This window comes from Yersinia enterocolitica subsp. enterocolitica, from assembly GCF_901472495.1.
GTDB lineage: Bacteria > Pseudomonadota > Gammaproteobacteria > Enterobacterales > Enterobacteriaceae > Yersinia > Yersinia enterocolitica.
Genome location: NZ_LR590469.1, coordinates 1,003,024 through 1,017,862 on the forward strand (window position 1 = coordinate 1,003,024; position 14,839 = coordinate 1,017,862).

The following is a 14,839-nucleotide window of genomic DNA, read 5'->3' on the forward strand; positions in this document are numbered from 1 at the left end:
ACAGGCAAAACCTAAAAGAGAATGACTCTTTTAAGTTTTGCCTTTTTTTTTGGGTGGAATATGAGAATACAAAGAGTTCTGAATAACAATGTGGTCGTCGCTCACGATTTTAGTGGGAAAGAATGTGTTGTTATTGGTAAAGGCGTTGGTTTCAATAAAAAGCCCAATGATCTGGTTGATGAAGCTGGCATTCAAAAAATATTCCGTCTTGATGCAGAAAATAGCTTTGATAAAACCCATGATGCTTTTCAGGATCTCCCTGAGGAGCTGTTTGATATCGTCCTGGATATTGTTAAACAAGCCACGACCAAATTAGATAGAAAAATTCATAAGAGTGTTTACGCTTCACTGTTGGATCATCTTAGTTTTGCTATTGAACGAGCGAAGCAAGGAGTCCATGTTAGAAATATGCTACTTTGGGATATCAAACGTCTCTACCGTAATGAATTTATTATTGGTGTTTCTGCATTAGAAAATATTAAACAAAAACTTAATGTCGATCTTGCTGAAGATGAGGCTGGATTTATTGCACTTCATCTGTTGAATTCACAAAAAGACGGCACCATGCCTGATATAGAGAATGTGTCAAAAGTCATTCAAGACTTATTGAATATCGTTAAATATCACTTCAATATTGAATATGAAGAAGAATCAATTAATTTCCAACGTTTTGTGACACATTTGAAATTCTTTTCTCACCGTTTACTCAGTAATACTTATGTCATGACCAATGATAACTCTTTGCATGATGTCGTTGCAGAAAAATATTCTACGTCTTATGAGTGCACCAAGAAAATAAATAAGTTTATCAAACATGACTATGGCCGGGAATTAACAAGTGACGAAATGATGTTTCTCGCCATTCACATTGAACATGTCAGAGTGCTGACTTAAATAGAGCATTAAAATATTAATTAAAAAGAATCATCCATAAAATAAATGGATTCAATAGATTATCAATTTAATTGAGGTTATCCCATGGGCGCATATAATATGCTGGCAGGGGAAATAATTGAACATGTAGGTGGGAAGGAAAACATTGTTTCGCTCACTCACTGCATTACACGTTTAAGGTTTTCTCTAAAAGATTCCAAAAAATTCAATAAATCAGTTTTAGATAAATTAGAAGGTGTAATTTTAGCTGTTGAAAGTAATGGCCAATATCAAGTTGTTATTGGTAACGATGTGACTAAAGTCTACAATGTGATCGTTGACGAGTTTGGTATTAAAGGAGATGTGTCATCAATAGACGGTGAGTCATCACCTGATAAGAAAGGTAATATAGTCGGCCGTATCTTTAATAAAATGTCGTCCATTTTAGTCCCTATTGTGCCGGCTCTGGCTGGTGCTGGTATGTTAAAAGCATTGCTGGTTATTTTATCGACGTATCATTTTATTGACCCGACCGGTAGCACTTATAAAATTCTGGCTGCGGCCAGTAACAGTGTATTTTATTTCCTTCCACTCTTATTAGCGTTCTCATGCGCTAAATCTTTCAATGCTCACCCATTTGTGTCAGTGGCAATAGTGGGGGCATTACTGGAGCCTACATTTACAGGGTTGATGAAAAATCAGGGGGATATTGTCGAATTTATGGGGATCCCCGTAGTGCTGATGAAGTATTCATCAACCCTGATCCCGGCCATCCTCGCTATTTGGGCTTACTCTTATCTTGAACGATTTTTAAAACGCTTCATCCATCAAAGTATTGAAATGATTGCTGTCCCTATGCTTGGGCTGCTCATCATGGTACCGGTAATCGTTATTGCTGTTGGGCCGATTGGTGTGTATCTGGGGGATGGCATTGGTGCCGGTATTGCTTATATGAATAATGTAAGCGGTATGCTGACGGGTGCAATTATTGGTGGTGGCTGGACATTGTTAGTTATGTTTGGCTTACATTGGGGATTAGTCCCTGTGATGCTGAATAACCTGGCATTACATGGCTTTGATACCATTAAGCCCGCTGCGGCCACCGCAACATTCGCTTCGGCTGGCGCTGCATTTGGTGTGTTCCTTAAAACCAAGGATAAGAAATTAAAATCCTTCGCCTTGTCCACTATGGTTCCCGCGTTATTTGCCGGGGTGACCGAACCGATTGTTTACGGTATTTCCATCAAATATAAGCGTCCATTAATTGCTTCCCTTATTGCAGGAACTATTGCTGGAGGATTTGTTGGCGCCATGGGCACCACAGTGATGGCTTATGTTTTCCCCGCATTGACTACGCTGCCCGCATTTATGACCAATACTTTTGCTTATTATGTTATTGGTATATCGATGGCATTTGTCTTATCAACAGTACTGACTTATATATTAGGTTTTGATGAGAAAATAGATGAAAGCAGTGTGGTATCGCGTCCAGATAGCTCATCAAATAGTCAATTATCTCGAAATAACTCAGCAACTGTATTAACTGAAGTCTTATTGAATGCACCACTTAATGGAAAAATAGTACCGTTGACTGATGTTAAAGATGGCGTTTTCGCCAGTGAAATAATAGGGAAGGGAATAGCTATTTATCCCACAGAAGGTTTGGTCTATTCGCCGGTGAATGGCGTTGTGTCAAAATTATTCCATACTCACCATGCAATAGGAATTATCTCTGATGAAGGGGTGGAAATTCTCATTCATGTAGGTATTGATACGGTAAAATTAAATGGCGAATTTTTTAAAAATAATATTAATGAAGGTGATATTGTCACCAAAGGGCAACTGCTTTTAACATTCGACCTTAATGCACTATTGGCTAAAGGATTTGATATAACAACACCAGTTATTATTGCTAATACCGACGACTACAAAGATATTCTGGTCACTGAGAGAGACAGTATTGATCGTAGCAATACATTAATGACTGTGCTTCCTGCCTCAGCCTAAATATATATTGGAGATATAAGATGACAGATTTATTGATTAAAGGTTTTCCTAAGGGATTTCTGTGGGGGGGCGCTGTCGCCGCTAATCAGGTTGAAGGTGGTTGGAATGTAGGGGGCAAAGGTTTATCTACCGCCGACATGGCAATTCATAAAAAAGATCTCAAACGTGAAGAGTATGAGAAGCATTATAAAATCAGCAATCAACAAATTGCAGATGCTATTGCTGCCAAGGATGCGAGTGATTATCCAAAGCGTCGGGGTATAGACTTTTATCATCGTTATAAACACGATATGGCGCTATTTGCCGAAATGAATTTTAAAGTTTTGCGAGTATCTATTGCCTGGACACGCATTTACCCCAATGGCATTGAAGAACAACCGAATGAAGAGGGCTTACGTTTTTATGATGAATTATTCGATGAAATGCATAAGAACGGTATTGAACCTTTAGTCACACTTTCACATTATGAAATGCCAATCTATTTGGTCAATAATTACGGTGGTTGGAGTAGCAGAAAAACTGTCGATTTATTTGAAAAATTTTCGACTACTGTTTTAGAACGCTACCAACATAAAGTAAAGTATTGGCTGACCTTTAATGAGATCGACAGTTTAATTCGCCATCCATTTACTTCCGGCGGTATTGTTACTGAGCGCCTCCCCGCAGATGAAATTGAATCGGTTATTTATCAAGCGTTGCACCATCAGTTTGTCGCTAGTGCATTAGCTGTTAAGCACTGTAAGCGAATTTCACCGGACGCCAAAATAGGCTGTATGTTGACTCGCTTGCTGACCTATCCTGAAAGTTGTGCGCCGGAAGATGTATTGCTGGCTTACCAGGAAAATCAACTTAACTATTTCTTCTCGGATGTCCAAATCCGTGGCCGTTATCCACGTCATATGACGCGTCGTTTTGCGGAAAAAGGTATTAACATCGTCATGCAGCCCGGCGATGAAGAGATTCTGCAACAACATACCGTAGATTTTCTGTCATTTAGTTATTACATGTCGTTGGTGACCAGTGTTAATGCCGATAAGATGGATAAAGTGGGTGGAAATATTGCTGGCGGCGTTAAAAACCCGTATTTGAAGACCACTGACTGGGATTGGCAAATTGATCCGGTCGGCTTGCGTATTGCACTAAATGATATGTACGACCGCTATCAAATCCCATTATTTGTGGTGGAGAATGGGATGGGGGCCGTTGATAAAATTGATAAGGACAACCAAATCAATGATGACTATCGAATCGAATTCTTCCGTTCCCATTTAAAGGAAATGAAAGAGGCCGTCAAAGATGGGGTTGAATTGATGGGCTATACCTCTTGGGCGCCTATCGATCTGATTAGCGCGTCAACGTCGGAAATGAATAAACGCTATGGTTTCATTTATGTAGACCAAGATAATGATGGTAATGGCACTTTGGATCGTTACCGTAAAAAAAGTTTTTATTGGTATCAAAAAGTGATTGAGACTAATGGTGAATATTTGTAGTTTCTCACCATGGGTAGCCTAAAAAAAGCCAGTCAGCTTTTCACTGACTGCTCAGACTGCTGACAAACCTCGAGAACTCGATCTTGCAAGGTGAAGGCAGGTAGAAGAGTAAAGCGTCCGCGCCAGGGAGGGCGCGGGTCGAGCCCCCAGGGAAGGGGTTACGGCGTCTTTACGATCTGCCTGTTTTCACCGCTGCGGGCACTTTGTCATTAACCTCGCCAGTCAGCTTTTCACTGACTGGTTTTAGGGGCGCGCATTATATTAGAAGATTACTCTGTTGGCGCTTTTTCGGTTTTCCCCGCGAGCAAACTTAGGAAGTCATACCGTTTTTTCAGATCTTTTTCAGCCGCAGCATACAGCTGTGCAGCAACCTCTGGCTCTTGGGTATTGAGCCGCCGGAAACGCTGTTCATTGAGCAATGTGGTGGTCAAATCACTGTTTGGTGGGCGAGAATCCAGCGCCAAAGCCACTTTGCCTTCGTCGGTACGGCGTGGGTCAAAGCGATACAGTGGCCAGAAGCCGGTGGCTGTTAGCTGCTTCATTTGGTCATGACTGTAGGCCAAATCATAACCGTGTTCTTCGCAAGGGCTGTAAGCAATAATCAGAGACGGACCCGGGTAGGCTTCCGCTTCCTGAATAGCTTTAACAGTTTGATTCAGTTGCGCGCCTAGCGAAATCTGTGCGACATAAACATGACCATACATCATCATGCTGACGCCCAAATCTTTGCGTGCCTTACGTTTACCATGTTCGCCAAACTTGGTCACCGCGCCCAGCGGGGTTGCTTTGGATTGCTGACCACCGGTATTGGAGTAACATTGGGTATCTAACACCAGCACATTAACGTTTTCCGTCAGACTGAGCACATGGTCCAGGCCACCAAAGCCAATATCGTAGGCCCAACCGTCACCACCAATCAGCCAGATGGATTTATCGACCAGATAATCTGCATCGGTTGCCAATTGTTGTGCGTCATTACCCGGAATATCTTTTAACAGCTGGCGCAGTTGTGTGACCTGCTCACGGCGAACTTCAGGTGTCGCCTCCTCATTCAGCAGTTGGTTGACCAATTCCTGCGGCAATTGCGCTGCCAATTGATTGATCAAACGGATAACCCGTTGGCGATGTTGGTCAACAGTCAGGCGGAAGCCCAAACCAAATTCGGCGTTATCTTCAAACAGTGAGTTAGCCCAGGCGGGGCCACGGCCATCGGCATTGGTGGTATAAGGCGTGGTCGGCAGGTTGCCACCATAAATTGAAGAGCAACCGGTGGCATTGGCAATTAACAGACGATCGCCATACAACTGGGTGAGTAATTTAATGTAGGGCGTTTCACCACAACCAGAGCAAGCACCGGAATACTCAAACAGCGGCGAGATCAACTGTGAGGTACGGATATCGATGCGCTCCATTTGCGTTTTATCGATTTCCGGCAATTTGAGGAAGAAATCATAGTGGGCTTTTTCTTCCAGCAGATGTTCCAGCCGCGGTTTCATATTGATGGCTTTGATTTCTGGGTTCTGCCGGTCTTTCGCCGGGCAGACTTCATAGCAGAGATTACACCCAGTGCAGTCTTCCGGAGCAACTTGCAAGACATACTTCTGTCCCCGCATATCGCGGGCTTTCACCTCCAGCGATTGCAAGCTGTCTGGTGCGCCTGACATAGCATCCGGCTGAACTACTTTGGCGCGAATGGCCGAGTGCGGGCAAGCCGCAACGCAGTGGTTACACTGGGTACACAGATCAGGCTGCCAGATAGGAATATCTTCCGCAATATTGCGTTTTTCCCACTGGGTGGTGCCCACTGGCCAGGTGCCATCAGGTGGGAAGGCCGAAACGGGCAGGGCGTCCCCTAAACCGGCCAGCATGGTGGCAGTGACCGTTTTCACGAAATCAGGCGCTTGATCCGAGACAATCGGTGGGCGCATCGGGCTATTTTCATCAATCGGTTGCAGTGGGATTTCTACCAATGCATCAAGGGTGGCATCCAGCGCCTGCCAGTTACGAGTAACAATTTCCGGCCCTTTATTACTGTAGCTACGGTCAATGGCTGCCCGTAATTGTTCTTGTGCCATAGCCGTTGGCAATATTTGTGTCAGATGGAAGAACGCCATCTGCATCACGGTATTGATACGCGCACCCAGTTTGCATTCGCGGGCAATTTTTGCCGCATTAATCACAAACAGACGGGCATTGCGCTGGTGTAGTACCGCCTGAACTTCTTGCGGCAGACGCTGCCATATTTCATCGGCGCTGAACGGGGTATTGATCAGGAAGATACCGCCGGGCTTGAGGCGTTCCGCCATTTGGTAGGTATCAATAAACTGTAACTGATGGCAGCCGACAAAATCGGCCTGGCTGACCAGATAAGCCGAATTGATAGGCGTTTTACTGACACGCAAGTGAGAGACGGTTAGGCCACCGGCCTTTTTCGAGTCGTAAACAAAATAACCTTGGGCATACAGCGAGGTACTGTTGCCGATAATCTTAATGTTATTTTTTGTCGCAGAGACCGAACCATCACTACCAAGGCCGTAAAACAGGGCTTCCAATGTGGCGCGTTGTTCGATTTTCTCATCAGTGAGCGGTAAGGACAGACCCGTCACGTCATCAAAAATCCCTACGGTAAAGCGCGGGCGCGGTAAATCAAGTGATAATTCTTTGAACACCGCCAGTGCACAATCGGGGCCAAATTCTTTGGAAGATAAACCATAGCGGCCGCCAATCACTTTCGGCAATGTGGCTCGCTCACCACGGCTATAGGCTTCAGCCAGCGCCGTCATGACATCAAGATAAAGTGGCTCGGCCAGTGCACCGGGTTCTTTGGTGCGATCCAGCACCGCAATTTTAGTCACTGATTGCGGCAAGACACTGAGCAGATGTTCAGCAGAGAAGGGGCGGAATAAGCGCACTTTCAGTACGCCCACTTTTTCCCCGCGGGTCAGCAAGCTATCAATCACTTCTTCACAGGTACCAATCGCTGAACCCATCAGAATGATAACGCGCTCCGCCTGTGGGTGGCCGTAATACTCAAATGGCTTATATTCACGCCCAGTGGCTTCAGCAAAAGCCTGCATTGCATCGGCAACATGTTGATAAGTATTGTTATACCAAGGGTTAGTGGCTTCACGAGACTGGAAATAGGTATCCGGGTTAGCGGAGGTACCCCGCACCACCGGATGGTCCGGCGAAAGCGCCCGACTGCGGTGGCCGTCTATGCCTTTCTGCGGCAGCAATTGGCGCAGCGTGTCATCACTGAGCGGTACAATTTTATTGATTTCGTGTGAGGTGCGAAAACCATCAAAGAAATGAATAAATGGAATGCGACTATTGAGAGTTGCTACTTGGGAAATCAGGGCGAAATCTTGCGCTTCCTGCACACTGCTGGCGCACAGCATCGCACAGCCCGTTTGCCGCACAGCCATAACATCGGAGTGATCACCAAAAATAGACAAGGCATGGGTCGCAATGGTGCGCGCTGCCACATGCAGCACAAAAGGTGTCAGCTCGCCAGCCAGCTTGTACAGGGTCGGGATCATTAACAGCAATCCCTGCGAGGAGGTAAACGAAGTCGACAATGCGCCAGTTTGCAGTGCGCCATGCACCGTCGCAATGGCCCCGCCTTCAGACTGCATTTCAACCACGCGGGGAACATCACCCCAGATATTGACTTTACCATCACCTGACCAGGCATCAGCTTGTTCTGCCATGGTGGAGCTTGGCGTAATAGGGTAGATGGCAATAACTTCACTGGCACGATAGGCCACAGAAGCTACGGCACTGTTACCGTCAGTAGTAATCATTAATTTATACCTTCACATTGCAAGTCATGCCGGAACAAAAGAAGTGCGGGGTGTCTCTGACTATTTGAACTAATAATGAAATTCTAGCAGAGAGTATTTTTGCCCGTTATCGCATTTGTGTGGCGGCGGCTCGATAGGTTATGTCGTGAATAAGACGAATAGCGGATTTGGGGTTATATTGTGGCTTTCAGATAATAATTATTACAATTAGAAAACTATTGTTAACAGCGATGAGATATTACTTGCCACTTCGGCACACAATAATTGCGCGGCGCTGAGTTTATTTGTGAAATAATTGTGAAGCGTAAACAGATTTAATGACCATTTAATCATCGGCGGGCATAATGTCGACCCAATGCTGAAATGAGAGACTGATAATGAGTGGTTTCATGTATTTAATGATGGCAATTGTTGCCGAGGTGGTAGCCACCACAATGCTAAAAGCCTCTGATGGCTTTACTCGTCTGGTGCCCTCTATTGTAGTGGTGATTGGTTATGGCATTGCTTTCTGGGGGTTATCACAGGTGGTGAAAACCATGCCATTGGGTATTGCTTATGCTATTTGGTCAGGATTGGGGATTGTATTAGTGTCCGTCGCTGCCACTTTTATGTACCAGCAGAAATTAGACTGGGCGGCCATTGCCGGTATGACATTGATTATCGCCGGTGTGTTGGTGATTAACCTGCTGTCGAAGACGCCGATGCATTAGACATATACTCGTCATACTGCAAACTTCCGCGTTATCGTAACCCTGTGGCGATAACGCGGAAGGGGATAACTGTGATTTTATACTCGTCATACAGTGCTTGCAGTACAACTATTTAATGTCCAACTGCTATTTAATGTCCAACTGATGTATCCCCTCGACGGCCAATAATGTTTCATAAACCTGATCCAGATTTTTTCTTGGTGGTAAGGTGACTTCCATCGTGAGTTCACATTCATGCTCACCTTTCTCAGGTTTGTGAGTAACGGACAGATTAATAGGATGTAATTTTAATTTTTGCATCGCAATCAAAATACGTGGCACGCTGTCCGCGAGTAGCTTAATAGAAACAAAATGGTGTTGACCAATAAATCGGTTACTTAACTGGCGGAAGATCTCCAGCACTACTAATGTCACCATGGTGCCGTAAATACCAATCTCATATAGACCACTACCAATCACCAGACCAATAGCGGCGGTGACCCACATCCCGGCGGCGGTGGTAAGCCCTTTGACCATCTGTTTTTGAATCATGATGGTCCCGGCACCGAGGAAGCCCATGCCACTGACGACCTGTGCCGCGACACGGCTGGGGTCAAAACTGACGTGTTCTAATGTCAGTAAATCCTCAAAACCATATTTTGAAACAATCATAAACATGGCACTACCAATACCCACCAGGATATGGGTTCTTAATCCGGCATCTTTAGCCCGCAGCTGACGTTCAAGCCCAATCAATCCTCCCAAAGCACCCGCTAAAGTAATTCGTAGTAGTAAATCAGTAATCATAATTATTCCCGTTTTATTTTGTACAAACTGTAGGTGTTTGATTCTTTACTATGATTAATATGGTTTGCTTATTTTTTCCAACCCTTAGCGCCAGAATAGCGCGATAATTCGATAGTCTGTTTTGATCTGGGCTAAATTAAATTAGCGCACTCTGCTTATTTATGTTGTGTTTTAATTATAACAGTTATTATATGAACCTATTATAGCGCTATATATTTCTCATGCCGGAGCATAAAGAATGAATGCATTATCTTGGTTTGTGGGCGGAACTGTGTTCTTTCTAGCCGCTTGTAGCAGCAATGACCCAACAGATACAGCATCAACCTCTCGATTTTTAAACAATAACGATACCGCTGAGCCAGTACAACAAGCCACCAGTGCCAATGTTCATCATCTCAATATGGCGAATCCGGCGGCCGTCAATTGTGCCAATGCCGGCGGTGTATTGACCATTGCCAAGCAACTTAATGGAGGTAGCGTCGGCATGTGTCAACTGCCGGATGGTAAACGCTGTGAGGAGTGGGCATTAATGCGTGGCGCTTGTCCGGCTCGCTGATACCCGTCATCTTTCAAACGGCAGGTGTGTTGGCTACGTTCAATAACCCGAATCACTTACTTTAGTAAGCTCATCGGGGTTATCTCACTTTTGGCCTTCCTGCCGCTTGATATCTATTGGGTATACCTATATTAGGCAGAAACAATATTCGGGCAAGGCTCGCCCTTTTTCAGTTGCGCAATATTCTGCATGGTGGTGTTAGAAATACTGGTCAGCGCTTCTTCTGTCAGGAATGCCTGATGCCCGGTAAACAACACATTATGGCAAGAAGACAGACGGCGGAAGACATCATCCTGAATCACGTCATTGGATTTGTCTTCAAAGAATAGATCGCGTTCATTTTCATACACGTCCATGCCGAGTGAACCGATTTTCTGCTGTTTCAGTGCATCGATTGCCGCTGTAGAGTCAATCAGACCACCACGACTGGTATTGATGATCATTACGCCATCTTTCATTTGTTCAAAGGATTGCTTATTGAGCAAATGGTGGTTTTCTGGCGTCATCGGGCAGTGCAGCGAGATAACATCCGATTCGGCATATAAGGTTTTGAGGTCGACATATTCAGCCCCCAAATCCAACGCCGCCTGGCTTGGGTAAGGGTCATAGGCTAGCAAACGCATACCAAAACCTTTCAAGATGCGCATGGTGGCAACACCAATTTTACCGGTGCCGATGATCCCCGCGGTGCGGCCATGCATATTGAAGCCAATTAGGCCTTCCAGCGAGAAGTTGGCATCACGGGTGCGTTGATAAGCACGATGGATACGGCGGTTAAGGCTCATCATCATACCGACGGTATGTTCAGCGACGGCTTCAGGTGAATAGGCCGGAACGCGCACCACCGGAATCCCCAACTCTTTCGCTGCTTTTAAATCCACATTATTAAAGCCGGCACAGCGTAATGCCAAAATCTCAACGCCGACTTCTTTTAATTCTGTCAATGTTTCGCGACAAGCATCATCGTTGACGAAAATACAAACCGCATCACAGCCAGCCGCCATTTTTGCGGTTTTGGGGCTTAACAGAAAATCGAAAAACTCTAATTCAAAGCCAAAATCTTTGTTGACCAATTCGAGGTATTTACGGTCATACTGTTTGGTACTGTAAACGGCTAATTTCATCATGATATCTCCGCTAAAATATTGTGATCAATCTAACAGATTTGAATAAATCATACAATTTGCCACAATAATAAGTTAAATAAGGCGCTTGTAAGTTTCTCATGCCAGTGAGGTGAGGTTTTTCTTCCCACTTTCAATGGCAGCAGTTCTGCGTGTGAGTCACCAGAGCATAGTTCGTTATTATGGTATCGTGCAGCAGTTTAGTTGCAGTGATTTTAGTTGTAGAGATTCAAGTACATCGGATGTCGGGTTAGTGATTACACAAGGCAAGTCATGACTAAATGCGCAAAAACAGTGGGTTGGTTGCTATTAATCAGCGCAATTTTCCTGGTGGTTTTATGGAAAACGCTACCGCAGTGGTTACCGAAAATCGCACAATTTTGGTTGCCAGCGGGTAGCCAACTGGTTTTAACCCATCCCCCAGTTTGGCATGATGGCGCATTGCGTCTGCCACTACTGCGCTACCGGGTACAAGATTGCACCTTGGCCAATATTGACCAGCTGAGTGTCGGTTACCAGCAGGGGCGTTGGCAGTTAGCGGCTAATACCGTTGCTGTGGATACCGCATGTTTGAGCAAGTTACTGGGCAGCGACGAGGGCGCGCCGCAAGATTTGGCTTACTGGCAGCAACAACTGTCAAAGCTTGATCTGAATATTGGCAATTTGCAGATTACGCCGTGGCAGCAATATGCAGGCAAACTGACCTTAACCTCGCAAAAACTCAGCCAAGAGTTGCGTTATCAGGGCCAGCAACTGAGTTTCGCTGCAACACTGGATGCGCAGCAGCAACTTAGCTTAAATCAATTCTCCATTGCCGTTCCCGGCACCCCGCAACCCTTCGAACTGAGCGGTAAAATTAAAATCCCACTGTCGCTGGATGATTGGCCAGAACAAGGTGCGCTCGATGGCGTATTGACGACAGGTTATCTGTCTAAACCGTTATTATTGAATTTGAGTTGGCAACAGCAAGAGGGAGTTTTAACCCTGACAGAGCGCGGTGATGACTCTCCGCTCGCACGCTTACCGTGGCGCGTTTCCGCGAACAAAATTCAAATAGCTAATGGCCAGTGGCAATGGCCCTATACGCTGCAACCCTTGAGTGGCGGCATTAATCTGACGCTGTTTGACTGGGATCAGGGGTTGGATCAAACCTCGATTGAGGCGCGGATTAATGTCATCACCTCGGGGAAAAGTGGTAAAGGCAATGCTGTCCTGACACTTGGGCCTGGCAATCTAAGCATGATAAACAGTGACTTAAAATTCCAGCTCAGTGGTCAAGCAAATCTGGAAAGAATGGTATTGAATGCCACCATCCCCGGCTTACTTAGCGGTTCAATATTGAACCCGACCTGGGTACTGCATCCCGGTGCTTTGTTGCGTGCTCATGGTAATGTGACACCGGAGTTACGTATCAAAGATGCGCGTTGGCCTTTGGCGGGGGTCAAGGTGACGGCTGCTGGGGTGACGGGGCGGCTACAGGCCATTGTGGACGCGCAGGACAGTTACTGGGGTAATATTAATCTGCATTTGGATGGGCAGGCGCAAGAGTTTTGGCCCGATAAAGGCAATTGGCAGTGGCGATATTGGGGTAATGGTCAGTTGCCGCCGCTGGCTGCGCGTTGGGATATGGGCGGCAGGGGAAGTTGGCAGGGGACGTTGATAACTGTCGATAAACTCTCGACCGGCTTTGATCGGCTGAAATATGGGGTGGTTTCAGTCGAGGCACCAAGGCTGACTTTAGCCAAGCCTCTGACCTGGCAGCGCGATAATCATCACCCCGCTTTTATTGCCGGTTTTGAACTGGGCGCTAAAAAAGTCGCGTTTAGTGACGGTGGCGGTTATCTCCCTCCAGCCATGCTCTCACTGCAACTGAATGGACGCGAGCCGGACAGCTTTTTGTGGCAGGGTAAGTTACAGGCGCAGGCTATCGGGCCAATTGCATTGCGTGGCCGTTGGGATGGCGAGCGTTTACGGGGTGAGGGCTGGTGGCCAAAACAATCGCTGACAGTATTCCAACCGCTTATTTCAGAAGAATTGGGTATCAAACTGCGTGATGGGGAGCTGTATGCTCAGGCCGCTTTTTCTGCTGCTCGCGAACAAGGTTTTACTGCGGGGGGGCATTGGGTTGTCAACAATGGCGGAATGTGGCTGAAAGACGGCGAACTCAGCGGGTTGGATTTTGTCATGTCTTATCGCTTAGAAAATCACCACTGGCTGTTGGGGCCGAAAGAGCCTGTTATGCTGCGTATTGCTTCAATAACCAATTTGTTTGAAATGCAGAATATCACCGCCGATTTGCAGGGGACTTATCCCTATTCGGAGCAAACCCCATTGACCTTAAGTCACGTTGGCATGGATATTCTGAAAGGGCATTTAAGTTTGTCGGCTTTGCGCTTACCCCAACATGATGCGGCGGTGCTGAAATTAAAAGCGATTGATTTAAGTGAATTATTTACCGTGCTCAAACCCAAGCAATTGGCTATGTCGGGTAAAGTGAACGGCGAATTACCGCTTTATCTCAATAATCCACAGTGGTTGGTGCGTAATGGTTGGATAGCCAATGACGGCACAGTGACATTGCGCCTGGATCCTGATTTGGCTAATTCTATCGGTGAGAGCAATTTGGTTGCTGGTGCGGCGATTGACTGGTTGCGCTATATGGAGATTTACCAATCTTATGCCACAGTCAGTTTGGATAATCTGGGCCAATTAACGCTGCGTTCAAAGATCCATGGTGTTAATACGCAGAAAAACGCAAAACGAGAGATAGTGTTGAATTATCTGCATGAGGAAAATGTATTCCAACTCTGGCGCAGCCTCCGTTTTGGCGACAATTTACAAGAGTGGTTACAGCAAACACTTTCGTTACAACCAACAGAATCTATACCGTTGAGGGCTAAGGAATGAAGATCTTGACATGGAAACCTGTGGCAATCCTGCTGGGCATTTTTATGCTGAGTGGCTGTTTGCGCCTTGAAGTAGCAACCCCGGAAAAACCGATCACGATTAATATGAATGTCAAGATTGAGCATGAAATCCAGATCAGAGTTGATAAAGATGTGGAAAATCTGCTTAAAAATCAATCCAACCTATTTTAAGGGGCCATTATGAAAAAGCTAATGTTCGGCTGGATTGGCTCACCACAGCAGTTAGTCCGCGTGATATTGGGCTGCATAATATTAAGCGGCAGTTTAGTGTTTAGCTCAGGGGCATTTGCGCTGACATTAGAGCAGGCTAAACAGCAAGGCCGGGTGGGCGAAACTCTGAGTGGCTATCTGGCACCGGTGAAAAAAGATGCTGAAACACTGGCGCTGGTGGAACAAATTAACATCGCCAGAGCAGAGAAATATCAGGAAGTGGCGCAGAAAAACCATATTTCAACCGAGGATGTCGCTAAGCTGGCGGGGCAAAAGTTGGTTAACCGTGCGGCGGCGGGGGAATATGTGCGCGGAATTAACGGCCAGTGGATGCAGCGCTGAGCATCGTT

General features: G+C 45.8%; 11 protein-coding genes. 8 read left to right on the forward strand and 3 right to left on the reverse strand.

Annotated elements, in window-relative coordinates; genetic code table 11:
- The first annotated feature begins 60 nt into the window (after positions 1 to 60).
- The 3 genes from licT (at position 61) to FGL26_RS04725 (ending at position 4,373) form a co-directional block, all read left to right on the forward strand.
- Positions 61 to 894 carry a BglG family transcription antiterminator LicT gene (licT, locus tag FGL26_RS04715; RefSeq protein ID WP_032902751.1) on the forward strand — a complete coding sequence of 278 codons (834 nt, stop codon included), beginning with the start codon at positions 61 to 63 and terminating at the stop codon, positions 892 to 894.
- An 84-nt stretch (positions 895 to 978) separates the two neighbouring features.
- On the forward strand, positions 979 to 2,880 hold the full coding sequence (locus tag FGL26_RS04720) for a beta-glucoside-specific PTS transporter subunit IIABC (RefSeq protein ID WP_005169593.1): 1,902 nt from the start codon (positions 979 to 981) through the stop codon (positions 2,878 to 2,880).
- Between the two features lie 20 nt (positions 2,881 to 2,900).
- The gene (locus tag FGL26_RS04725; RefSeq protein WP_005169596.1) at positions 2,901 to 4,373 is read left to right on the forward strand and encodes a glycoside hydrolase family 1 protein; all 1,473 of its coding nucleotides are present in this window, start codon (positions 2,901 to 2,903) and stop codon (positions 4,371 to 4,373) included.
- A gap of 269 nt (positions 4,374 to 4,642) precedes the next feature.
- Here the strand turns inward: FGL26_RS04725 and nifJ are convergent, their stop codons facing one another.
- A complete protein-coding gene (gene nifJ, locus FGL26_RS04730) occupies positions 4,643 to 8,176 on the reverse strand; it encodes a pyruvate:ferredoxin (flavodoxin) oxidoreductase (protein WP_005169599.1) in 3,534 nt (1,177 codons plus the stop codon).
- A 377-nt stretch (positions 8,177 to 8,553) separates the two neighbouring features.
- On the opposite strand from nifJ, the gene FGL26_RS04735 reads away from it, so the two are divergent.
- Positions 8,554 to 8,886, forward strand: a complete 333-nt coding sequence (locus tag FGL26_RS04735) for a DMT family transporter (protein ID WP_005160972.1) — start codon at positions 8,554 to 8,556, stop codon at positions 8,884 to 8,886.
- Between the two features lie 126 nt (positions 8,887 to 9,012).
- On the opposite strand, the gene FGL26_RS04740 is transcribed toward FGL26_RS04735, so the two are convergent.
- Positions 9,013 to 9,672 (reverse strand): MgtC/SapB family protein, encoded by a 660-nt coding sequence (locus FGL26_RS04740; protein WP_005169602.1) that lies wholly within the window; start codon positions 9,670 to 9,672, stop codon positions 9,013 to 9,015.
- A 238-nt stretch (positions 9,673 to 9,910) separates the two neighbouring features.
- Between FGL26_RS04740 and FGL26_RS04745 the strand changes: the two genes are divergently transcribed.
- Positions 9,911 to 10,228 (forward strand): putative hemolysin, encoded by a 318-nt coding sequence (locus FGL26_RS04745; protein WP_005169605.1) that lies wholly within the window; start codon positions 9,911 to 9,913, stop codon positions 10,226 to 10,228.
- A 131-nt stretch (positions 10,229 to 10,359) separates the two neighbouring features.
- Here the strand turns inward: FGL26_RS04745 and FGL26_RS04750 are convergent, their stop codons facing one another.
- Entirely contained in the window at positions 10,360 to 11,352 is a 993-nt protein-coding gene (locus FGL26_RS04750; protein WP_005169606.1) for a 2-hydroxyacid dehydrogenase, read from the reverse strand.
- Positions 11,353 to 11,625: 273 nt separating this feature from the next.
- Between FGL26_RS04750 and FGL26_RS04755 the strand changes: the two genes are divergently transcribed.
- Genes FGL26_RS04755 through FGL26_RS04765 form a run of 3 tightly spaced genes read left to right on the forward strand, consistent with a single transcriptional unit; the run spans position 11,626 to position 14,831 of the window.
- The gene (locus FGL26_RS04755; RefSeq protein WP_032912719.1) at positions 11,626 to 14,259 is read left to right on the forward strand and encodes a YdbH family protein; all 2,634 of its coding nucleotides are present in this window, start codon (positions 11,626 to 11,628) and stop codon (positions 14,257 to 14,259) included.
- Positions 14,256 to 14,450: a YnbE family lipoprotein gene (locus FGL26_RS04760; protein WP_005169621.1), complete on the forward strand. Its 195-nt coding sequence runs from the start codon at positions 14,256 to 14,258 to the stop codon at positions 14,448 to 14,450. The genes FGL26_RS04755 and FGL26_RS04760 overlap by 4 nt, the downstream gene beginning before the upstream one ends.
- Positions 14,451 to 14,459: 9 nt before the next feature.
- Positions 14,460 to 14,831, forward strand: coding sequence for a YdbL family probable chaperone protein (locus FGL26_RS04765; RefSeq protein ID WP_005169623.1), 372 nt, complete (start codon positions 14,460 to 14,462; stop codon positions 14,829 to 14,831).
- Positions 14,832 to 14,839: the final 8 nt, after the last annotated feature.

Excerpts from the sequence above, each read along its gene's own strand:
- licT (WP_032902751.1), top strand. The coding sequence starts at position 61 with ATGAGAATACAAAGAGTTCTGAATAACAATGTGGTCGTCGCTCACGAT.
- FGL26_RS04720 (WP_005169593.1), top strand. The coding sequence starts at position 979 with ATGGGCGCATATAATATGCTGGCAGGGGAAATAATTGAACATGTAGGT.
- FGL26_RS04725 (WP_005169596.1), top strand. The coding sequence starts at position 2,901 with ATGACAGATTTATTGATTAAAGGTTTTCCTAAGGGATTTCTGTGGGGG.
- nifJ (WP_005169599.1), bottom strand. The coding sequence starts at position 8,176 with ATGATTACTACTGACGGTAACAGTGCCGTAGCTTCTGTGGCCTATCGT.
- FGL26_RS04735 (WP_005160972.1), top strand. The coding sequence starts at position 8,554 with ATGAGTGGTTTCATGTATTTAATGATGGCAATTGTTGCCGAGGTGGTA.
- FGL26_RS04740 (WP_005169602.1), bottom strand. The coding sequence starts at position 9,672 with ATGATTACTGATTTACTACTACGAATTACTTTAGCGGGTGCTTTGGGA.
- FGL26_RS04745 (WP_005169605.1), top strand. The coding sequence starts at position 9,911 with ATGAATGCATTATCTTGGTTTGTGGGCGGAACTGTGTTCTTTCTAGCC.
- FGL26_RS04750 (WP_005169606.1), bottom strand. The coding sequence starts at position 11,352 with ATGAAATTAGCCGTTTACAGTACCAAACAGTATGACCGTAAATACCTC.
- FGL26_RS04755 (WP_032912719.1), top strand. The coding sequence starts at position 11,626 with ATGACTAAATGCGCAAAAACAGTGGGTTGGTTGCTATTAATCAGCGCA.
- FGL26_RS04760 (WP_005169621.1), top strand. The coding sequence starts at position 14,256 with ATGAAGATCTTGACATGGAAACCTGTGGCAATCCTGCTGGGCATTTTT.
- FGL26_RS04765 (WP_005169623.1), top strand. The coding sequence starts at position 14,460 with ATGAAAAAGCTAATGTTCGGCTGGATTGGCTCACCACAGCAGTTAGTC.